The sequence below is a fragment of the Deinococcus misasensis DSM 22328 genome, assembly GCF_000745915.1.
GTDB lineage: Bacteria > Deinococcota > Deinococci > Deinococcales > Deinococcaceae > Deinococcus_C > Deinococcus_C misasensis.
On the sequence record NZ_JQKG01000015.1, the window covers coordinates 93052 to 112445 of the forward strand.

Sequence of the window (19394 nt, forward strand, 5' to 3'; positions counted from 1 at the left end):
AGCCAAGTGCGTGCTTGTTTTGCCATGCTGCCCTTCACTGCCGGACCCAAGATGCCCGGCCAACGTGCCTGAACTCCTCGGATTTCAATCGACAGAAAGCCTGCCCTTGCTGCGGTATCTCCACGCACCCCTGCACGCCCCACGACCGCACTTCCGTCACCTGCAAGAAGCAACCCCCGAACAACCGGTGCTCGGGGTACACTTGGACCACATCACCAACGACAACGCTGCGCCCACTGGCATCAACCATGCTGGGCATCCAGAGCGAAAAGGGAGTGGGGTCCGATTTTGCGGTTTGCTTCTGCTGCAGGATTGAGCCACAGCACCTCTTGCCGGTCCCCTCCACGGTCCGCTTGGCTGACCTGGTGGTACTTCCCCCACCCTTCCAGAAGGTCGTCATACAGGTCGCTTTCGTAAGCGGAGAGCATCACCATGCCCTGGTAGTCTTGGGTGAGGAATTCCAGCATTTCGATGTGCTGGGTGTCGTCCAGCATCTCCTGACGGTACATGGGTTTGAATTTCCGGGTGCGGGCAAGGTAAGGGGGATCGATGTAAGCCAGCACCCCTGAGTGGTTCAGTCGCCCAAGCACCTCAAGGGCGGGCCTGCATTCAATCTGGGCGTCTTTGATGCGTTCCACGGTGGCCATGATCCGCTCGGGCAGGTTCCGCCACTGCTGGGTGACTCCTGCGCCCACGCCGTTCAGGGCTCCGTTGTGCCTCCACCCACTGCGGTACCGTCCGTTCGCCGTGCCGCCCTGACTCATCCAGTGTTTGATCAGGGTGCGGCGGGCAAGTTCAACAGGGTCATCTGTGGGATGAAAACTGTCTTCGTATTCGATTCTCGACCATGGGGTCAGGCGGATGGTTCGCTCCAACTCTTTCGGTTGGTTGCGCAGCACCCGGAACAGGTTGGCGATCTCGTGATCGATGTCGTTCAGGTATTCGCTCTCACTGTGTGGCTTCTGGAAAAACACACTGAATGACCCGCCGTAAGGCTCAACGTAAGTGTGATGCTCGGGCATCAACGACACGATCCACTTGCCGATCCGCCACTTGCTGCCCGGGTAACGCAAAACCGGTCCTCTCAGTTCAGCCATGACGGTACCGGAAGCCCGAGGAGGGTGAAGGCTTGCTGCATGGTGCCCTTGTGGTACAGGTGGAACATGGGGGCCTGCACGAGGCTCTCAGCGGTCACCATTGAGTTTTTCATGCGGTCGTATGCACTCTGGGCCTCAAGGGACTGTTTGAGGAGGTCGAGGGTCTCCAGCAGCACCCGAACGTCCTCTGGTGCGGCTGCAATTGCTTCGGCATCCGGGTGGTTGATGCCATTGATGTGGGTCCGGTAATGCACTTCGTGCTGCGCAAAGCTTCTGGCTGGAGCCATGATGCACATGCCAGGACCAAGACTTTGAAAGCGGGGCTGGGCATAACCGGTTCTCTCAACACACTGGAAGTCCATCACGAAATTCCCATTTCTCAAACTGGTCAGGCGAATCTCAGTCATGGGGTCCTGGTCGTGTCCCACATGCCCACGCCAGCCCCACGGTCCAGGTGTCGCTTTCTGCCAGCGTTCACGGATGGCTTGAATGCCTTCCAGGGCACCTTGCAGGCCGGGATTGGCGGGCGCAGTCACAAATCCCCCGGTTTCTTGTGGTAATCGGGTTCCAGAGGGGCGGTTTTCATGGCGTGCATGAAGGCAAGAAGGCCGACCAGTAGGGTCAGGCCTGAGAGGGAAAGCAGAATTGGGGTCATTGATTTACCCTTTCTCTCGAAGGATGAGGTGCAGGTACCTGAAGAGTTCTTGTTCCTCTCTGGCGGTCAGTGCTGTGGCGTCGAGGGCTTGCCCTTCGAGGGTGTGCCTTTTGATGGGTGGTTTGGGGGGTGGCACTTTGTACCCTGCGAGTTGCATCAGGTGGGTGAAGTCCACCTGGTAGGTTTCGGCGAGCTTGGCGAGCACGTCCGGGCTGGGCTTCTGGATGCGTCCCCTTTCGAGCTGGGACAGGTATCCGGTTTGCAGGCCACAGATGGCGTCCATGTCTGGCAGGGTGAAGCCGATGTTTTCCCGGATTGCGCGAAGTTGAGGCCCGAGGGTGGTCACCGGATGGGGGTCCAGTGGTCGGCGTGGCTGTTTTTGTGGGCGTGGACCCATGCGGTCATGTAAATGACGAGGTTTTTGTGCCACAGGCGCATTTTTTGCCATTCGCTGAGGGTGGGGTCTTTGAGGATTTCGCTGGTGGGTCGGTGCGTGCCGACGCGGGGTTCGTTCTGGTATTTGCTGCCGTCCTCTGCTCGGGCGAGCTGCAGGTACTCCTTGATTTCTCCGGTGAGGATCACGCGGGGCAGGTACAGCCACCAGGGTTCCATGCAGAAAGCGAGCTTGTCGGCAACGCAGAGCCTTGAGAAGGGGTGGTTGTGTTGCCGGGCGTAGAAGCGGCTGTGGTACAGGCAGAGCCGGCCCCATTCTTCGCCGAACAGCACAAACATGAAAGCTGCGCCGAAAAGCACGTGCTTTTCGCCTTCTTCGCCGTCCATGTTGTGGCACCAGCGGGTGAGGTACCCGAAGTCATGAATGAAGAAAGCCACCCACAGCCTGGGGTCCCAGGGGAAGCCGTACAGTTTCCGCCATGCTGCAGCCACGAACAGCGGGTGAATCAGGAACTGGTGCGCCCCGAGGAGCACGGATCTCGGGCCGACCGGGAAGGAGAGCATCAAGAGGGTGAGGGTGGCCAGCGTTCCGAGGGTGGTGAGGGTGGGGGTGATCAAGTCCAGTTTGGTGAGGATCACGGTGTAAAGCAGGCTGGTCAGTGCAGCGATGAACAGCAGGAGGCGGCGTGGGTTTTCAAGCATGGCTTTGAAGTCCAGGGTTGGTGACTGGGAGGGTGTGTGTGGCGGTTGGTTCACTGAGGCTTTCGAGTGGCACGTGGAGTTGCTGTGCCCAGTGGGCGGCGTGTTCTTCGGCGAAGAAAAGCTCTGTGAATTCCGCTTGCCAGGTGAGGGTTCCGTCTGGGGCCCGGAAGTACACCCCGAAGAAGGGGGCTTTTTCGGGTGGGCATGCTTGAATTTTGGTGATTCTGGAGTGGTGGGATTCTTTGTGCGGCTGGATCTGTACGGATGCCACTTCCTGCTGGTCAACCAGATGGGTTTGCTGGGCGAGCGCTGCGCCTTCTGGGGTGAGTTTGCATTTCCCATCAAGGCCCAGTTGAACGAGCCCTGCTTTCTGCAGGGCTTTGAAGGTCTTGTCGAGGGATTTGAAGTGCCACTGGTGTTTGTTGGAGCGAACGTCCGTTGCTGGGATGCGTTTCCCTGCGTTGCGTGCTTGCAGGTTGTGGATGTGCAGCAACATCATTTTTTGTTGGATGTTCATGGGGGTCTCCTTCAGGAGGAACTCATTTGAGTTGCACGAAGGGGACGGTGCCCCCAGAGTAAGTGGGCAGTTTCCCATCCCATTTCTGGATGGCTTCGTATTGCACCAGTTGAGGGGTGATGGTTTTGGCTTTGAGTTTTGCTGCTTCAGCGTCCGCTTTGGCTTTGGTGATGATTTCGTAAGCCCGGGTGTCGGCTTGCAACCGGCGCTTTTCGGCTTCTGCGCGGGTGGCTCGGATTTCGTTTTCGCGCTGGATGGCTATTTGTGTGGCTTGCTGTGCAGCGTCAATGCTCTGTTTGACTTCGCGGGGCAGGATGATCTGCCCGGTGAACATGAAGTTGTCCACCTGAATGAACTCCTTGGAGAGCCTTTCGCGGATCGCTTGGGCCACTTTGAGTTGAAATTCGGGGCGTTTGGTGCCGTTGATTTCCATTGCGCTGTACTGGGAAGCCACCGAGGTCACTGCGTCTCGCACAATGTCCCGACCTACGGTGTCGATGATGTCAGGGGATTGCTTGCCGTATTTGCTGTAAATGTTGGGGGTTTTGCCGCGCTCGAAAGCCATGGAGAAAGCCACGTCCGCGGAGAGGGACAGGCCTTCTTTGCTCTGGAATTTCAGGTTGTCTTCGGCTTTCCATTCAACGCGCTGCAGGCGCACTGGGAACACGATGATGTCCTCAGTGAACGGGTTGTAGGTGATGCGTCCAACCACGATGTTGCTGGTGGTGACTTCACGTTTCGCGCCGAGCGTGTCCACCCGGATGGCTTCCTCGTCGGGGTTGACGGTGGTGATGGCGCAGGAGGTCATAAAGGCGATGGCCAGAAACAGGAAGGGGTGCTTTTTCATTTGGGCTCCTTGGTGTGGGTCAAGTTCTGCAGGTGGGTGTTGATCTGCTCGCCGAGCGTTTGGTGGGCGAGCCGGTCAAGCACGTCAATCTGGCCACTGCGCAACACATCACCGTGGCGTTTCAAAAGATCCTGCAGGCCATCCATCATTTGCTTTCTGGAGATGCGCCCGAGGGAATGCTGGACGTTCAATTTGCGGTATTCACTCTGGATTTTTTGTGTGGGTTTCACCATGCGGTCACCTCTGGGAAGCTGTGGTGGGTGACCCCATCAAGGTCACGTCCGGCTTTTCGTGTGCCTGCCCGGGCCAGCACCAGCAGGGGGTAGGTTTTGGTTTCTGGCCTGCCGTCTCTGGCGAGGGTGCCGTCTGCGTTCATCAGCACATCGCCGCGTTTTTTGTTCATGTGGCGTTTCGCTCCATCGATGTATTGGATGGGGTCACAGAACTGGTGGATGGGGATGAATTCACCCCACTGCTTGAAGTGGAAGGGGGTGTTCGCTTCCTGGCAGTCGTCGCGGATCTGCCGGGCCCAGTCGGGGTGCATGGGTCGGGCGTTCTTGCCGGATTCCCCGCCGACAATCACCCAATGGATGCCGTCCGGGTGGAGGTGGCCTTTGAGGTCCACGGGCCCGAGGAGGGGTTCGCAACTCAAGAAGCGCACCTGCGCTGGAATGCTGGTGAGGACCGGGATGCGCTGGGTGGCTTGCTGTTGGTCTTCTGCGGTGGTGCCCAGCCAGATGTTCGGCCCGAGGAAGTCTTTCGGGTCATCAAAGCCTCGAGCGATGCTGTCGAAGGCTGTGTCTGGGTCTTCGAGGCCTGGGAGGGCTTCTGCGATGCTCTGGCGTCTGCCGGGGGTGAGGAGGTAGTCTTTCATGCGCTCAGGTCTTTTGGTGAGCAGCAGGAACCGGTGGGCTGCATCGTAAGGGCTTGAGGCGAGGATCATGCTGGCAAACACCCGGTCCAGAAAGGCGTCAGGGACAAGTGGATGGAAAAGGTCGGACATGCTGCCCACGAAGATTCGTGCAGGTGTTTTGCTGCGGAATTTCAGGGGGTCAATCAGCCTTGATGGGTGGAGTTGGATGCTGCCAAACGGTTGCCGGTACTGCTCAGGGAGGCGCTTCCCGGCGTGCAGCGCGTCATGCCTCTGGTCGTGCAGGGTTTTGGCGTAGCAGTTCTTGCAGCCCGCAGTGATTTGAGTGCAGCCAGAGGTGGGATTCCAGGTGTGGGTTGCCCAGGTGATGCTGGTTTTGTTGATCATTCATCCCTCATGGTGGCTTCCGGTTGCGCTTGGCTTTGCAGGGAGGCGCAGGGGTGGTGGGGCGGGTTTGACTTTCCCGGCACTCACCAGATATTTCAGGCCGATTTCGGTCAGGTGGTATTTGAATTGCGCCTTGTGGCCTTCGTCGGTGGTGGTTCGTCCCACGAAGCCAGAGAGCCACAACGGCAAAATTCGTTCTTGCAGCTGGGTTTTGGTGAGGCACAGTTCCAGCAGCAGGTCGTTGGTCTTTTTGGGTTTCCGCAAGGCCATCAGCAATTTGATGTTCTCTTGTCTTTCGAGGCTCATGGGGTGGCCTTGTTGAGCCCATGAGCCTTCATGCGCTCCTCAACCAGCAGGTGCGCCCTGCGTTCCGCTTTCCCGAGGGCGTTGAGGTACTCAAGTGCGGTGTTCTGGTTGGGAACGGACCTCGGGGTGCCTTGTTTTTGCAGTTCGAACAGGTCATGGGTGGCTTTCAAGGCGGCGGTCAGGGCGTCCACTTCTTGCAGCAGGTCGCTGAGTTGCTGGACGGTCAGCAGGGAGTGCTCAGCCCCATGTTCCTGCTGGTGGGCCACGCGGGCTTTGAGGTCTTCAAACATCCTTTTCCTCGGCTTTCGGAATGGTTTCCGTTTCATTGTTGATGCTCTGTTCGATGCGTTCCGCTTCGAGCAGCAAGCGGGTCGCCACGGCCCGCAGCAGGGACTGCGCGGATTCTTTGTGCTTGGGGATGATCGGCCCGAGGTACCTGTGGAAGTACACCTCAAACGTTTGAGGGTCTTCTTTTTCAGGCTCAGGGACATCCCGAACGTGGCCACCGAGATCCAGCAGCCGGAGGTGCTGCCGGTCCAGCAAATCCAGCACCTCCGGGAGTTTCCGGATGAGGCGCAGGTTGTGCTTCACCCTCGGGTGGGTGGCCATGAAGGAGCAGATGACTTCTCCACTTTCGGAGATGATCACCTGTTCATGGGTGACCTTCCAAGGTCCGGGTGTGGCCTTCTCGCGGAGCTTGTGAACATCCTGGATGTCCATGTCAGGCCACCACAGGGGCGTTCATTTCCCGGTAATCGCGGTAGAAGCCCAGCACATACCGGAAGGCCTCATCGAAGGAATCACAGTACTTGAAGGCCGCCGCTGGCATGCTTGAGGCTTTCCATGCCACTGCCCAGAGTCCAGAGCGCGTGGCGTAGAAGCTGCAGCCGTACCCTTCCAGCAGGCCTTCCACGGTAAACAGGTCAACGTTCTCGCAGAACACTTCATGCCGGATGGGGATGAACAACTGCACGAATTCAATTCGAACGTCCTGCACGAAATCCGCCAGCTTTTTGTAGGTGCGCCTCTCGGGGGGCCTCTTGCCAACGATCGGCTCAACGATCCCTGTGTAGGAAACCACTTCGCCTTTTTTGACGCTGGCAGTGGCCCTGAAGGTGTACACGGCGCGACCGTAACGGAATTCCACCTGCACGGCTTTGCCTTGCTCGTGGATGGTGCAGTCCCTGAGAGGGGTGCTTTTCAACGTCAGTGTTGTATGATGCATGCAAGCCTTTCTCCCGGAATTCACATGGTTGGTTGCCCTGAATTCCGGGTTTTCTGTTGTGGTTTCTGGTTTTGTGGTCCATCAAAAACCTCACTCCGGGCCTGTGAGGGTGGTGCGTTGCAAGTGCAGGAGGCATGTGGCAAGTGGACCCCCTGCCCGGAACGGGGGTTATGGCAACGGTCCTTTACCGTCAAATGATCCCAGGTCGAAACCTGCTGTTCTCACCTCCACTCCGGCCCTGCAGCTCGGAACCTGAGAGCAATCAAAGTCCTGCAAATGTGTTTGGTATGAAGCACCCAGCAGGCTGTCACCGTTTCTTTCTGTTCGGATTGGTTCGCTTTGCGCGGGAACTGCTGGCCCGCACCGCGAACCTGAACTGCCACCCTCGGGGCGTGACCCCGAAAGGCCCGTGACCGGGTGGCTTGCTTCAGTCCTGCTGCTTGGAGCCGCCCGGCTGGTGTTTCACCACGCGCGCTTCCACAACCATCCCGAGGATTTCGCGGTCTGAAATCAAATCGAAATCCACCAGGGTGATGTCCCCGTTGGGTTCCCTGAATTCAAGTTCGGGGGTTCCGTACTGCTCCACTGCCGCCTCTCGGATCGCTTCTCCAGTCAGGTCAACAATGAGATCTCCGGGGTTGCAGTTGGTGTCGTATCCGTCGATGGTGACGATGATTTCGCTGTTGAAGGATTTCAAGGTGACTTCGATGGCGCTGTGGTTCCAGGTGTTGTTCGGGTCGAAGGACTCCAGGATGCCTTTGCGGCCTTTGAGTCGGTTGGCGAGCTGCTCGGCTGCCAGGGTGAGGGTGCTTCCGGCATCTGGTGACGTGAAGGTGGTGGAGGTGTGGGAGGGGTCGTCGAGGGTGCCGACCGCAGCCCCGAGGGTCATGCCGTGTGCTGCGAGGTGGTTTCCGAGTGGAATCAGGATCTGGGTGTTGTAATCGGCTGGGGTCTCCCGGATGTGGTCGAAGGGAGGGAAGGGCGTTTTGTGCAGGCCGGAGTCGAGGTAGTGTTCGAGTTCGTTGAGGGTGCGGATGGCGCTGTAATCGCCTTTGAGCGCTGGCTTGAGCTGCGCGATGCGTTCTTGCAGCAGGTTCACGGTTTCTTGGGTGATGGTGTAATGCATGGGTGTCCTTTCGGGGAATGAAAACCCCGGAAGAAATGGGTTCCGGGGTGTCTGACAGTCAACTCTTATCGCTTGTAACCGCTCACATAACCCACTTCCTGTTCTGGCTGCCTGCTGAGCCAACCACGATCCTGCAGGCGAACCAAACGAAAGCCAGAGTGAACCTCTCACCTGTTAGGAGTTCACCCCAGCGAGCTTCTGTTTTGCTGTGGAAGCCACCCCCGGGATTTGAACCCGGCATGGAATGAACCTTCAGGTGGCAGAAAACCGGGTCAATTGTGCCCGGTGGAGACTTGCAACGGCTTGGTGATTTCGAACTGCATGACGTAATCCGCGACGGTGATCCACTCACCGGAATCCAGTTTGAGTTTGGTGTCCAGACTGGCCGGTTCAAGGTCCTCGAGGTTCACATCCACGCCGACGGTCAACTTGCGCACGCCGACCAGAAAGGCCAGCAGTTCCTCGCGGCTCGGGGCAACGTAAATCTCGGTGTCTTCTTCGAAACTGAAAGCCTGCATCTGCACGACTTCCACGACCACTTCATGCCCAGCGACCCTCAGCACCTCTTCGATGTTGACGCGTTTGACATTCACCCAGTCGAGGTGCACTTCCCCTTTGCTGTAAGACAAAGAGAAACGTTCCGGCTGGCCATCCTCGTGAAATTCATCACTGGTGCCGTGAAAAATCCAGCCTTGCGGAATCGCTGATTCACTGGCACAGAAATCATTCACGGTCTCACCGGCGGCAAACAACACCTGCCCAACTGGGATCCGCCTGCCAAACCAGACTTTGTTGGTTTCATGGTGCCTCAAGAACACCCGGGCATGGTCGGTCTCTGGATTCCAGATGATCAACTTGAAATGCTGCACCCCTGTGGGTTTCGCTTCATAAGCACCGCACCCGCTGCACCCGAGCTCAACGGCACTCCTGCCGTAAGGGGTGTCCACCCCGACGTCTGGGTGAATGCAGTTGCAGGGCGTGAGGTTCACCGCCACAGTCAGGGTGGTGTCCTCCTGAAAGAACAGGCATCTGGGGGGTGGAATGTTCCATCTGTTCATGTGTCTCCTGTGCAAGAAAGAATTCCCCCGGCCATTCACCGGGGGTTTTTGACGCACACTCCTGAGGTCAATGGAGAGGGACAGGATTTGAACCTGCATGCGATTGTTTGCCTTGGATTCCCCTGTGGTAGCGGTCAGGGCTTCCCAGCCTCCTGTTTTTCTGGCAGCCCACGTTCATGCAGCCTGGGCACAGCCGCGCACCACTGCGCTTCCCTCTCATGCATTCAATCCACAAACTGGATTTTCTCCCCGAGGTCCGTGGCCACCGCAATCAAACCCCTGCGGATCACCAGGGCCCGCAATGCAGCAACCTCCTCAACGGTTGGAGGCGCAGCCTCTGGATGCTCCTTTTCTGCTTGGAGGGCAACCGTAAGGGAAGGAGGGGGTTCTTCTGGAGCATCTTCTTTTGGAGCCTGAGGAACCGCACCTTGCACTCTGGGTGTGGCCGGCTGGGTGACTTGCGGCTCAGGCAAAAGCGGTTCTTTGCCGAGCACTGCATTCAAAGATGGTGGTGCTGCAGGAGGGTTCATTTCACGGTAGTTCTCCAGAGCCAAGCGGAACATGGGGGTGTCTCTGATGGGCACCGTGGCCCGACCCCGAACGAAACCCTGAATCTCCTCCGGTGAGAACACCAACCCGTGGGTGACGAGGTAAGCGCAGATTTCCTTGTATCCCAGTCCGTGCCGGTTCTTGAAGTCCGCAATTTCGTAAGGCTCGATGGGTTTGTTGGACTGGATGGTCAATTGCGAACTGGCCGCCACGGTTTTCGCCTGCTCAATCACATCCTGGTGCTTCTGGTACAGCGGGTGCTGCCGGAGGGCTTTGAGGATCGTGCGGCACATGTCCCGACCGATGGCGCGCCGCCCACTGGCGTAATTCGAGAAGCTTTTCTTGTTGTAAGAAAGCCCTTTGCTGGACAGAAAATCAGTGATCTGCTGGTAACTCATCTGAGTGAGTGTTTTGAAGGCCGCCATGAACCGAATGAACTCCTCGCTGGGCGTCTCATTGCCATCGAGAGGGATCGGCTCGGGTTTCGCTGGGAGCTGCAGGTGCACGTCCGGGAAGCACTCCATTGAGTTGGTCCTCTGGTCGGACTGCAGGGCTTCCAGCAAACCTTCAGGCACCATTTTCAGGTGCTGCAGCAAACGCTCCGCGACTTCCTGCAGGGTGAAGTAACACGGGTCTTCGTTCAGGTTGTTCACCAGGTAACCGTCAGACTCAGGGTGCTCTTCGCCCTTGAAGACCATCAAGAAGAAGCACCGGTCGGCAGTTGCGCCCGGGGCGCGACTCTCAAATCCGGTTTGCGCGGTGATCACCTGCGTGCCGCGCCTCACAATGTACTTTCTGCTGCTCAAATTGCCTCCTCTCAAAATGAAAACCCGGTCAGGCAGAACCGGGAGCTGCACAACCGCCCTCTTCACAGGTGGACGGCCAGACGCTGGAGTGTGTTTTGCCCTGGGCCACTCAATCAGGGGGGAACCCGTAACAGGGGCACCTTGCCGGAGGGCTTCACGCTGAAGTGCCATTTCCAGCGCTTCGCATCCCTGCAGGCCGCGTTCGGTGTGAAAACCAGTGGAAAAAGATGCAAGGCACCTGACTGGTCGTGGTTCCCGCAGTCGCCTTATCCCCACAAAAAAACCACACTGGTTTCCTTGTGGGTGTGCGCTGCTTTGCTTGCTTGCTCTCTCCAGAACCCACCCCGAACGTGGGGTGTTTTCAGCCAGCAGCTGCTGGCGGTCCGGGGGACATGAATGCTGCCTGCGCGCGGGCTCTTAGAACACCACGTTCGTCGCCCTTCTGGCAGGTTCGCCACCAAGTGGCATGGCGCAAAAGAGGTCCCTGAATTTGGCACCACCGTCTCAGGAAAGGTTAGAGGAAGTGGTGAGAAAACCCCTGCCTGGGCTTCAATGCCGCCTTGCTTCCGGGGGCACCAGGGGGCGCGGCATGGCCCCCTGCCCGATTCACGCGGACACCCCTGAATTCTCCCCCAGGGTGGGCTTGCGGACTCTGGAAGGCAAGGACATGACTTGCTGCCCTCCCAGTGCGCGCCGCCAAACGCACACGCTCACCTCAGCAACCCAACCGCCTTGAACATCGCCTCGCTGGTGATTTCACCATTCGCCACGGCGTTGCCCAGCACCGAAACCACCGAGCCAAGCTCATAAGGGGTCAAAGCCAGAGGATCGATGATCACCGGATGGTCCAGAGGGTCCGGCCCGAGGGTGGGTAAGTCCACGAAGGAAGGCGCGAACATCCACTGGTAATCCATGAACACCGCATTGAACAGTTCCTCGGTGAACATCTCATCTGCAATGTCGAGCACCTCACCCAGCGGGAAGTCTTTTCTTTCTGCGATCGGCCATTCCTCATCCGGGACGAGGGTCTTGACTTTCCGCAGCACCGCTTCAGCCACGGTGACTGCGTTGCGCTCCTCGACGCCCCCAGCGACCAGCGTGTCGAGCACACTGAAGCCAATCACTTCTTCACCGGCCATGCAGGTGAAAAACGCGTGGGTGCTCAACTCACCACAATCCACCCGAATGCCTTGCTCTGCGAGGTGCTCCAGCAAATTCCGCATGGCGGACACTTCACAATCATGCCGCTCTGGGCTCACGGTGGTGACGAAGGAATCTCCAAAAGGCCGACTCAGGCAGGCCGTGATTCTCTTGGGTTTCATGCCAACTCCTTGGACCGGTGGGTCAGAATCAAAACGTTGTCCGGCGCAGCCTGAGCGGAAGTGATCACCTTCGCGCGCAAGAGGCCCTCAAGGGCCAACTCCAGCAGCCTCGCAGCCTCAGCGCAAGCCTCCGGCAAATCCGACACCAGAGGCCCCTGCGCAACCATGAACTTCAGTGCAGCTCTGGCCACCAACCGGTGAAAGGTGGCCAGAACCAAGAAAGGCATCATGCTTTCCCGAACATCCGAATTGGAGCGGCACCCAAACGGTACTGCTCGGCCCAAGCTTCCGCCCGCTCCCGACTGGAAGCCAGCACCGACTCTGGCACCAGTTCACCCTTGGCGTTGCGGCTGAACACCCTGAAGCCACCCTTCACCTCGTGCACTTCGAACACGCACTCGGAAAGATCCTCGGTGGGCACAGCGAACAACCCGACGCATGCCACGGCAGCGAAGACCAGCAGGATCAAAAGGGCGAGCATCACGCCCCCCGTTTCTTCTGGTCGGCAATGACCACCACCGTCACAATCAGGGTGGCCAGAAACACCAGACCAACCATGCGGTAATTCATGCCTTCCACCTGCCAGAGCCACGCGCGGAAAGCCGGAATGGAAAACAGGCCGTACTCGACCACCAGCAGCAAAACCATCACCAGAGAAGCAGAAAGCCGCTTCTTGCGCACTTGCCCCGATGCTTTGAGGGTGCTAATGTGTCTGGAAACCATCAGATTTCTCCTTTCACCCTCACGCTCCGGTTGGCGCCTGCGTGGGGGTGAACCCCTTCATGGGATTCTGGAGGTCAGGGCAGGAATCGAACCTGCAATCTGCCCTTTACGAAAGGGCTGCTCTGCCATTGAGCCACCTGACCATGACGCCCCCAAAAGGGAGCGGGGGTTTCATGAAAAAAGCCCCCCCGAGAGGGGCCAGCACTTGGAGTGACACGAAAAACGCAAGGCAACTCGGGGCCTTGATGCCGAACCGTGAACTTGGGGAAGTGTGGCTGGAGACAAGGAATCCAGCAGGGAAGATTTCTCACTGGGTCAGAAAGACGTGGCCTGTAAGTTGAGGCACCCAGCGAGACTGCAAAGGTCTGGATTCGTTCTGGTGGACCGGGGGGGAAGCCCGGCAGCCAAGGAAGAAAAATTCACGGGTCCCTCACAGCGAAACGCTGATCGGGTGTTACAGTCATGCCCTGCCCTCCTCTGAAGCGACAGGCACTCATCACGGCAGCCACGGGCGCTCCGATGTCTCATCGGGGTGGGTTCCATCAATCTGGTACAGCCGTGATTTTGGGGTTGTGGATCCGCCGCACATCCACAAGCGGCGCAGTCCCCAAGACGCTCCCACTGGGGCAATGGAGCCAACCTCACCGGCACGAACCTCACGATTACACCGGGTCCTTCGCTTGCCCTTGGAGCAAGAACCACCCTCATCCTCAGGGCTGGCGACTGGTTTTCTTGGTTGACTTTCCTGTACTGCAAAATGTGCTTCTTCCATTCCGTCTGAAAGGGTCACCTGTCCAGCGCAACCCGCAAGTGGGGCTTCTGCTCCACTGCAGCCAGGCCTTCCTGAATGACTTTCAGGTGTTCCGGAAAAGCACGGTTGTCAAACAACTCCGGTGCCGCGTTTCTGGGGGTGGGTGCGGTTGCCTTGGCCCACTTCAAACAACAGGAATCCACGGCCTGCACAAGCAGACCTCCACAAAGCAGGTTTGTCACCTGACTGTTCTGGTTGATTCCTTCTGAGACTTCCTGCGACGACGCGCCCTGAAACGCAAGAACTCCTCTGGGGCCGGCTCGTTTTCAGTGAGCAGGTCCTCATAGCGGGCGATCTGTTTGTCCTCGGGCAGCTTGCTGTTCAGAAAGTCGCGGTATTGCTTCAGGATCATGAAAGTGGGGTTGTAGATGGGTTTCCTGAACCACTTGTACGCCGTTTCCTTGCTGATTCCTGACTCTGTGACGAACCGTTGCTTCTGGCGTTCGGCTGACACGTCAAAACCAGCGGTCTTCAGGAGGTCAAAAAGTTTATGAGGAGAAACGTACATGTGTAACTTATTGTACTCAGCAGTCTAAATGAAAGTCAACACTTTAACTGCTGGGCACACTTTTTGATATTGTTCAAATTTTACAGAGGGCAGAGATGAGCAAAAAGTGTAACCAGAGGTTTGTAAGCTCCGTGTGATACGTGATATAGAATCATTTATATTACTGAGTACCCTAAATGCAGGGTTGGAGGAAGGTCCAGAGATGCCAAGGAAACCCGTTGCAACACCCAAGCCAGAGAAGATCATTGATGCCAGGGATGCCGGGCTGGCTTTGAAGCATTGGATGAAGAGCCACATCAATCCGAGAACAAACCAGCGGTGGACGCTTGACGAGTTGGCTTCCGTCACGGGGATCAGTCGAACCACTTTGGGGCATTACCTTTCTGGGAATCGAGATCTTCGCAAAATCACCCAACCGATTGCACAGAAATTGCTGCCTGTGCTGGGGATGACGGATCAAGAGTTTTGGGATTATTTTGATGTCCCGCAGAAACGGTGGGCTGAGGTGCGGGTGTTTGATCAGCCGGTGCAGCGTCTGGAAGCGGAGACGCTGCACATTGTTGCTCAAGATGAAATCAAAGGTGAATGGCCCATTGCTGTGGGCATTCACCTTTACGTGCAGCCAGATGAAGGCACTGGCTTTTTGTTGTTCAAAGTGGGCGATGAGCTGAGGACTTACCGGAGCGATTCGGCATTCATTCCTGCAGGAGCAAAATCAGTTGGCGCGATCCTATGGGCTGATGCAGAGCCTCTGCTGCGCGCATTGCGTCGCTGAAATGTTCAGGTTGCACCAAAATCCGCATGTGTTCCCCTTCTGGCTGCATTTGCAGGGGGAAGCGCCTAGCGAGCAGGGCGGCTTCCCGAGGGGTCAATTTCACGGTGAGCTCTCGGGTGTAAGTGGATTCAAAATGTTGGGTTGTTGTCATGAGGGGTTCCCGGGGTGGTGCCGAATTGCAACCTGTGCTTGTGGTTGTTTATGATTTGCAGTTCAAAATGAGGGTTTCAACTTCTTGCATGTTTTGCTGGACCACATAATAGTAGTCCGCATCACCATACCGGCGACTTGTGTAAAGAATCCATTCGGATTCCAGCAAGTCGCGTTGTTCTCTGGTGAGACCTGTCCCGATGCAGACTAGTCCATCCAATTGGTATTCTGCGGGGAAGTTGCTCCTATTTGTCGATGGTGCAGTCACAAAAAACCTCCGTAACACAAGATATTGCGATTCAGGTTATTACAGGGTTGTTTGAATAAGGTATCACACTTATACGAATTAAGGAATTACACCTATCTGAAAAGGGGGTTTTGGGGTAAGTGAAAACCCCTAAAGTTTGTAAGGTCACACTTTACATTTTCACCATGCACTCATGCGTCAATTTTTGGGGTTTTTGGGCGTGTTTTGACGCCTCAAAGACAAGCAACCCCCGCAAAAGTGTGACCAAAAAGAACCCCCGAATGGTTCGGGGGTCCAAAGTCCCATCTTGAAGTTCAGCAACTGGCGCAAGGCCCGGGAGGATTTCCTCCATCAGCATATGCAGCAGAAGGGGTGGCCAGAGAGAAAAGGGCAACAAGAACCAGACTCAGCATACGTCTCATCATGATCTAAACGTATGCTGAATACCACGTGAAATCTCAAAAGCATGGTCACACTTTTTGATTGATGAAGGGCGAAATCAAGTCCAGCACTGGCTGCAGGATCAAAGGGTACACCCCGTGCCGCTCCATGGCTTCCCGGTGACGGTAAGCCTGGGTGCGTCCCCTGCGGGGCAATTTTTGACCAGACAGAACCCCCAGAGCGAGTCGAACCATGTATTTTTTGGGGCAACCCGGGTATTTTCTGTTCCGCCATTTTGCCTTTTCGTAGGTGACCACCACATAATCTTCGACGTGCTTCTGGAGCCCTCCGAACCGCTCGGACAGCAGGTACATGACCACTGGGGTGAAGTTTTTCATCCACGTGATCAGGAATTGCTGTTCGCCTTCAGGAAGGTGTTTGAACTGCCCCACCATCATTTTTGCAGCTTGGTCCAGCTCTGGGCCCCGAGGCAACTCTGGGAGGTTCGCATGAATCTGGATTTTGGTGGCGTAGTACATCAAGGCCAGCACCGGAATGCCTGTGGTGGGGTGCCGGAAACTGCTGTTGAGGTGCTCCAGAGCGGTGAGGTCGTGGTGCAAGCTCTTGGCAAGGGCCACAACGGCATGTGAAACAAAACCGTTGATTTCACCCCGGTTGGCCCCGGCATGCTTGGTGATGGCGTCCACGAGCTGCTGGCGTTCGTCGGCCACCTCTTCGGTGTGCATCAGCATGAAATTCAGGTGGTAATGCTCGTAGAGTTTGCCCAACTTGCGAAACAACTTGGCAATCCACGGCAAGAATGCCTCCGGTGCCTCTTCGTAGTTGTCCCGACTGAACTGGCCTTGCAGTTCAGCGATGGCTTTCTGCATGTGCAGGGGCAATTCTGTGGTGGGAGATGACTGCATCCAGGCGATCATCCCCAGGTACTCCTGGCAGCCGACGTACATCAAACTGTTGGGCACGCAACCCTGCATGACACCCTTAAAAGCATGGGTGGCTGCACTAAAATCACCCCGGAACAAACGCATGCGTGCCATTTCATAGGAAGCAATCCACTCGGCGTTCTGGTCGCCGGTCATTTTGGCGATTTTGATTGCATCAAACATCCGAATGTCGGCCTGCGTGTGACGCCCGATCTGGTTTGCAGCGGTGGCGACTGCGAGCAGCAGGCGGAACCTTGCTTCCACATCCGTCCCAGTATTCACTGAGATGTCCGGGTTGAGGCTCTCAGCCATCATCTTCAACTGCGCTTCATTGGCCCTGCGGGTCAGGATGGCAAAGTACCAAGCTTTGCACAACTGGCAGCCCTTGTGCTGGTACAGCAACGCCAGAGCTTCATCGATCTGGCCGAGCCTGGACAGGATCCGGGCGATCCTTGCGTCCCGGATGCTGGAGTCCGGCAACTGCCGCAGGGCAGCCAGCAGGTCAGCATAACGGTTTGTGGCTTCAACCTCTGCATAAAAAGCCGACCATTCCACGTGCTGGTGGATCAATACATTCAATTTTTCTGCATCGGGAATCATGAGCACCTCTCTCAGTGTAACAAAAGGCACGGGGGGGTACCCCGTGCCAAGCGGTCATTCTGTAATCCAGATCTCCTCGATGAGGCCTTCGTTGACCCTCACCCCGAGGGTGCATTTCAATGCAAGTGCCTGCCCGATCGCATTGCGGGTCTGGTCGATGAGCTTCGCCGGAACACCGAAAGTCACCCAGCTCCCGTTGATCTGCAGGTCAAGGGTGGCCCCTGCCCAGGGTTCTTTGCGACGGAAAGGGACGTTTTCGTGCACGTCCCCTTCCAGGGCCTGCTGGGTGAACAGGTGCGGGTGGGCTTCGAGCAGTTTGCGGGTGGCGATTTTGCCGATGATCGCTTCAAGGTCCTCTGGGAAAAGGCGTTTCACTTCAGCGCCTCAGGTTGGATGATCCCGCGGACCAGCAATTCTTTGAGGAGGGTGGCTCTGGTGGCTTCGATGGTCAAGGCGATCACATCGCCCAGCTCGGCTTTGCATTCATGGTCGAGGTGCTTCCCGAGGTGGTGGATGAGGATGCGGGTTGCTTGCTCCTGACTGGCTTCTGCCCGGTGGCCGAGGGAATCAATGGCTTCCTGGGCTTCGACGCTCACCCCGTTTTTCTGGGCGCGCATCAGCACGAGCCGTTCACGTTCGGCTTTCCATTCAGCCTGGGTTTCTTCGCTGAAACGCTGGAGTTCTTCGCGGTGCGCCTCGAAGCCCTCTGTGGCCTCAATGTCCCAGCAGGGGTCAGCAGCCCAACTGCGTTTGAGGGCTTCGATTTCTTCGGGGGTGCGGGGTGCGGGTGTGTTTTTCATGCTGCCATCTCCAGAGCCAGAATTTTGCTTGCAGGAAGGGGCTCAAGGTCCCCTTCTTGCATGAGCGCGTTGATGTATGCGGCTTCCTCTTCCACTGCGGACTGTACAACCCCGGTGCCCCAACATCTGGCGCACTCCACTTCCTGGTTGCCGTACTCGGGCACGTCCACGACGACAAGCCCGTTGTGGCAATGCTGGCAAGGCATGTGGCTTTCAACCACGGGGTCTTGCTGGTTGCGGAAGATGGCTTCAGGGAAATCCTGCCATGGGAAGGCAGGGCGGCACATCAGGAAGCCCTCTGATTGATGTACTGGCGGAAGTGTGTTTCAGCGTCCTTGCGGGCGTAGAATTCTTCTCTGGCTTTGGAGACGGCTTTGTTGACGCAGGTGCGGCATTCGGTTTTGCCACGCACCCAGTTGCCGCAGTCGGCATCTTTGACTTCTTTGCAGGATGAGCACAGGCGGGCGAGGGAGGAAAAGGCGGGGCCTTTCATACGGCCACCACCCATCCAGCACCTGTGTTGCTGCGCTTGTGGATTTCGATGGCGGCCTGCAAGTAGTCCATGATTTCGCGCATTTCGCCGCGTTTGATTTCGGTGAAGCTGGTGATGGTGCGGCCAGTGACACGGGAAGCGAGTTCTTTCTGATTGACGCGCATGCCGGTGCCCTTGTTCATTTCGCCGAGGGTGCGGTGAAACTGGTGGGCTTCACCCAAGCTGAGGGTGGTTTCGGCAAGGTCGATGCTTTCGGTGGTGACGGGCTGGAACTGCATGCGCTTGCCGGAAGCATCGAGGGTGTTAACAACTTTGAGGATCCAGCGGGCGGCGTCTTCGATGGTTTGCAGTTTGCCGTTCACGTGCACTTCCACGGTGTCGCCGGTGCGAGTGGCTTCAACGTTGAAAGTTTGGGCGGGGGTGTCCATCCATTCGCGCTCGCTGATGGTTGCGGCCACTTTCAGGTAGCCTTTGTCTTGCATTTTGCTGGAGAGGGTTTGTAGAGTGTTCATTGATTCCACCTCAACTGGGATTCCTGTAGAGGACGCTTGCTGCCAGGCGGTCTGTCCTCTCAGGTGATTTCATTGTACATCATTCCGATATACTTGTCAATCTCTCGGATATACAGTATCATTTGGGCATGACACACGATGACCTCGAACAACAACTGGCCGAACAACTCAAAACCCGCATGGCCCAGCAAGGCCACACCCAAGAAAGCCTCGGGCTGGCCATCGACCCAGCCGCCAAACAACCCAGACAAAACATCCACCAGTACCTCTCTGGCAGTCGCAGTTTGCTGGTCGGCACCACCCTCAAAATCCTGAAAGCCCTCGGAGCCAAACGCATCCACATTGAATGGAAAGACTGACCCGAGACCTTTTTGTGTGGTTTGTCCCCAGAACAGAGACCTTTTTGTGTGGTTTGTCCCGGGCCCAGCAGAGACCTTTTTGTGTGGTTTCAGCAAAAGCCCCAGCAAAAGCCACCTGTAGACACAGGGACCTTTTTGTGTGGTTCAAAACCCACCACCACCAAAACACCGTTCTGCACAAGATTTCCTCAGAAGCCCAGAACAGAGACCTTTTTGTGTGATTCACCCCC

General features: G+C 56.9%; 32 protein-coding genes and 2 tRNA genes. 3 read left to right on the forward strand and 31 right to left on the reverse strand.

Annotated features, from left to right (window positions below; all coding sequences use genetic code 11):
- Positions 1 to 34: 34 nt before the first annotated feature.
- From Q371_RS11885 to Q371_RS11945, 14 genes are read right to left on the reverse strand one after another with little or no spacing between them, the layout of a single operon-like run.
- The gene (locus Q371_RS11885; protein WP_034340779.1) at positions 35 to 250 is read right to left on the reverse strand and encodes a hypothetical protein; all 216 of its coding nucleotides are present in this window, start codon (positions 248 to 250) and stop codon (positions 35 to 37) included.
- Complete coding sequence (locus Q371_RS11890; RefSeq protein WP_034340781.1) at positions 243 to 1097, reverse strand: DNA adenine methylase; 855 nt, start codon at positions 1095 to 1097, stop codon at positions 243 to 245. Before Q371_RS11890 ends, Q371_RS11885 begins: the two co-directional genes overlap by 8 nt.
- Positions 1085 to 1633 (reverse strand): hypothetical protein, encoded by a 549-nt coding sequence (locus tag Q371_RS11895; protein ID WP_034340783.1) that lies wholly within the window; start codon positions 1631 to 1633, stop codon positions 1085 to 1087. The genes Q371_RS11890 and Q371_RS11895 overlap by 13 nt, the downstream gene beginning before the upstream one ends.
- Positions 1630 to 1752 carry a hypothetical protein gene (locus Q371_RS28070; protein ID WP_281174305.1) on the reverse strand — a complete coding sequence of 41 codons (123 nt, stop codon included), beginning with the start codon at positions 1750 to 1752 and terminating at the stop codon, positions 1630 to 1632. Before Q371_RS28070 ends, Q371_RS11895 begins: the two co-directional genes overlap by 4 nt.
- 4 nt (positions 1753 to 1756) lie before the next feature.
- Entirely contained in the window at positions 1757 to 2149 is a 393-nt protein-coding gene (locus tag Q371_RS27010; RefSeq protein WP_157442674.1) for a helix-turn-helix domain-containing protein, read from the reverse strand.
- Positions 2095 to 2847: a hypothetical protein gene (locus Q371_RS27015; RefSeq protein WP_051964151.1), complete on the reverse strand. Its 753-nt coding sequence runs from the start codon at positions 2845 to 2847 to the stop codon at positions 2095 to 2097. Before Q371_RS27015 ends, Q371_RS27010 begins: the two co-directional genes overlap by 55 nt.
- Entirely contained in the window at positions 2840 to 3364 is a 525-nt protein-coding gene (locus tag Q371_RS11910) for a hypothetical protein (protein WP_034340790.1), read from the reverse strand. Before Q371_RS11910 ends, Q371_RS27015 begins: the two co-directional genes overlap by 8 nt.
- A gap of 22 nt (positions 3365 to 3386) precedes the next feature.
- Positions 3387 to 4211, reverse strand: a complete 825-nt coding sequence (locus Q371_RS11915; RefSeq protein ID WP_034340793.1) for a prohibitin family protein — start codon at positions 4209 to 4211, stop codon at positions 3387 to 3389.
- On the reverse strand, positions 4208 to 4444 hold the full coding sequence (locus Q371_RS11920) for a hypothetical protein (protein ID WP_034340796.1): 237 nt from the start codon (positions 4442 to 4444) through the stop codon (positions 4208 to 4210). Before Q371_RS11920 ends, Q371_RS11915 begins: the two co-directional genes overlap by 4 nt.
- Positions 4438 to 5469 carry a DUF5131 family protein gene (locus Q371_RS11925; RefSeq protein ID WP_034340798.1) on the reverse strand — a complete coding sequence of 344 codons (1032 nt, stop codon included), beginning with the start codon at positions 5467 to 5469 and terminating at the stop codon, positions 4438 to 4440. Before Q371_RS11925 ends, Q371_RS11920 begins: the two co-directional genes overlap by 7 nt.
- Positions 5470 to 5775 carry a hypothetical protein gene (locus tag Q371_RS11930; RefSeq protein ID WP_034340800.1) on the reverse strand — a complete coding sequence of 102 codons (306 nt, stop codon included), beginning with the start codon at positions 5773 to 5775 and terminating at the stop codon, positions 5470 to 5472.
- Positions 5772 to 6065 (reverse strand): hypothetical protein, encoded by a 294-nt coding sequence (locus Q371_RS11935; protein WP_034340802.1) that lies wholly within the window; start codon positions 6063 to 6065, stop codon positions 5772 to 5774. Before Q371_RS11935 ends, Q371_RS11930 begins: the two co-directional genes overlap by 4 nt.
- Positions 6058 to 6495 (reverse strand): hypothetical protein, encoded by a 438-nt coding sequence (locus Q371_RS11940; protein ID WP_034340805.1) that lies wholly within the window; start codon positions 6493 to 6495, stop codon positions 6058 to 6060. The genes Q371_RS11935 and Q371_RS11940 overlap by 8 nt, the downstream gene beginning before the upstream one ends.
- Position 6496: 1 nt before the next feature.
- Positions 6497 to 6979: a hypothetical protein gene (locus Q371_RS11945; protein WP_034340807.1), complete on the reverse strand. Its 483-nt coding sequence runs from the start codon at positions 6977 to 6979 to the stop codon at positions 6497 to 6499.
- 308 nt (positions 6980 to 7287) lie between these two features.
- Here Q371_RS11945 and Q371_RS28075 point away from each other — a divergent pair, with 308 nt between their 5' ends.
- On the forward strand, positions 7288 to 7413 hold the full coding sequence (locus Q371_RS28075) for a hypothetical protein (protein WP_281174306.1): 126 nt from the start codon (positions 7288 to 7290) through the stop codon (positions 7411 to 7413).
- 14 nt (positions 7414 to 7427) lie between these two features.
- On the opposite strand, the gene Q371_RS11955 is transcribed toward Q371_RS28075, so the two are convergent.
- The 11 genes from Q371_RS11955 to Q371_RS12000 all read right to left on the reverse strand — a co-directional run bounded on the left by Q371_RS11955 (position 7428) and on the right by Q371_RS12000 (position 13903).
- Entirely contained in the window at positions 7428 to 8126 is a 699-nt protein-coding gene (locus Q371_RS11955; protein ID WP_034340812.1) for a hypothetical protein, read from the reverse strand.
- Positions 8127 to 8398: 272 nt separating this feature from the next.
- On the reverse strand, positions 8399 to 9184 hold the full coding sequence (locus Q371_RS11960) for a hypothetical protein (protein WP_157442676.1): 786 nt from the start codon (positions 9182 to 9184) through the stop codon (positions 8399 to 8401).
- 72 nt (positions 9185 to 9256) lie between these two features.
- Positions 9257 to 9402 (reverse strand) — tRNA-OTHER (locus tag Q371_RS27020).
- A gap of 6 nt (positions 9403 to 9408) precedes the next feature.
- The gene (locus tag Q371_RS11965) at positions 9409 to 10539 is read right to left on the reverse strand and encodes a hypothetical protein (protein ID WP_157442677.1); all 1131 of its coding nucleotides are present in this window, start codon (positions 10537 to 10539) and stop codon (positions 9409 to 9411) included.
- A 710-nt stretch (positions 10540 to 11249) separates the two neighbouring features.
- Positions 11250 to 11861 (reverse strand): hypothetical protein, encoded by a 612-nt coding sequence (locus Q371_RS11970; protein WP_034340819.1) that lies wholly within the window; start codon positions 11859 to 11861, stop codon positions 11250 to 11252.
- Positions 11858 to 12091: a hypothetical protein gene (locus Q371_RS11975; protein ID WP_157442678.1), complete on the reverse strand. Its 234-nt coding sequence runs from the start codon at positions 12089 to 12091 to the stop codon at positions 11858 to 11860. Before Q371_RS11975 ends, Q371_RS11970 begins: the two co-directional genes overlap by 4 nt.
- The gene (locus Q371_RS11980; RefSeq protein ID WP_034340825.1) at positions 12088 to 12342 is read right to left on the reverse strand and encodes a hypothetical protein; all 255 of its coding nucleotides are present in this window, start codon (positions 12340 to 12342) and stop codon (positions 12088 to 12090) included. Before Q371_RS11980 ends, Q371_RS11975 begins: the two co-directional genes overlap by 4 nt.
- Positions 12342 to 12584, reverse strand: a complete 243-nt coding sequence (locus Q371_RS11985; RefSeq protein ID WP_034340827.1) for a hypothetical protein — start codon at positions 12582 to 12584, stop codon at positions 12342 to 12344. The genes Q371_RS11980 and Q371_RS11985 overlap by 1 nt, the downstream gene beginning before the upstream one ends.
- Before the next feature lie 68 nt (positions 12585 to 12652).
- Positions 12653 to 12727 (reverse strand) — tRNA-Thr (locus Q371_RS11990).
- 643 nt (positions 12728 to 13370) lie between these two features.
- Positions 13371 to 13577 carry a hypothetical protein gene (locus Q371_RS11995; RefSeq protein ID WP_034340829.1) on the reverse strand — a complete coding sequence of 69 codons (207 nt, stop codon included), beginning with the start codon at positions 13575 to 13577 and terminating at the stop codon, positions 13371 to 13373.
- Complete coding sequence (locus Q371_RS12000) at positions 13574 to 13903, reverse strand: hypothetical protein (protein WP_034340832.1); 330 nt, start codon at positions 13901 to 13903, stop codon at positions 13574 to 13576. The genes Q371_RS11995 and Q371_RS12000 overlap by 4 nt, the downstream gene beginning before the upstream one ends.
- A 202-nt stretch (positions 13904 to 14105) precedes the next feature.
- On the opposite strand from Q371_RS12000, the gene Q371_RS12005 reads away from it, so the two are divergent.
- Complete coding sequence (locus Q371_RS12005; protein WP_034340834.1) at positions 14106 to 14678, forward strand: helix-turn-helix domain-containing protein; 573 nt, start codon at positions 14106 to 14108, stop codon at positions 14676 to 14678.
- Between the two features lie 867 nt (positions 14679 to 15545).
- Here Q371_RS12005 and Q371_RS12015 read toward each other — a convergent pair.
- The 6 genes from Q371_RS12015 to Q371_RS12040 are packed head-to-tail and all read right to left on the reverse strand — an operon-like array spanning position 15546 to position 18805.
- Positions 15546 to 17006: a hypothetical protein gene (locus Q371_RS12015; RefSeq protein ID WP_157442679.1), complete on the reverse strand. Its 1461-nt coding sequence runs from the start codon at positions 17004 to 17006 to the stop codon at positions 15546 to 15548.
- Positions 17007 to 17054: 48 nt separating this feature from the next.
- Positions 17055 to 17375, reverse strand: coding sequence for a hypothetical protein (locus tag Q371_RS12020; protein ID WP_034340842.1), 321 nt, complete (start codon positions 17373 to 17375; stop codon positions 17055 to 17057).
- Positions 17372 to 17800, reverse strand: a complete 429-nt coding sequence (locus Q371_RS12025) for a hypothetical protein (RefSeq protein WP_034340844.1) — start codon at positions 17798 to 17800, stop codon at positions 17372 to 17374. Before Q371_RS12025 ends, Q371_RS12020 begins: the two co-directional genes overlap by 4 nt.
- Positions 17797 to 18087: a hypothetical protein gene (locus tag Q371_RS12030; RefSeq protein WP_034340847.1), complete on the reverse strand. Its 291-nt coding sequence runs from the start codon at positions 18085 to 18087 to the stop codon at positions 17797 to 17799. Before Q371_RS12030 ends, Q371_RS12025 begins: the two co-directional genes overlap by 4 nt.
- Positions 18087 to 18293: a hypothetical protein gene (locus tag Q371_RS12035; RefSeq protein ID WP_034340848.1), complete on the reverse strand. Its 207-nt coding sequence runs from the start codon at positions 18291 to 18293 to the stop codon at positions 18087 to 18089. Before Q371_RS12035 ends, Q371_RS12030 begins: the two co-directional genes overlap by 1 nt.
- The gene (locus Q371_RS12040) at positions 18290 to 18805 is read right to left on the reverse strand and encodes a hypothetical protein (RefSeq protein WP_034340851.1); all 516 of its coding nucleotides are present in this window, start codon (positions 18803 to 18805) and stop codon (positions 18290 to 18292) included. Before Q371_RS12040 ends, Q371_RS12035 begins: the two co-directional genes overlap by 4 nt.
- A 128-nt stretch (positions 18806 to 18933) precedes the next feature.
- On the opposite strand from Q371_RS12040, the gene Q371_RS12045 reads away from it, so the two are divergent.
- A complete protein-coding gene (locus Q371_RS12045) occupies positions 18934 to 19164 on the forward strand; it encodes a transcriptional regulator (RefSeq protein WP_034340852.1) in 231 nt (76 codons plus the stop codon).
- Positions 19165 to 19394 lie beyond the last annotated feature (230 nt).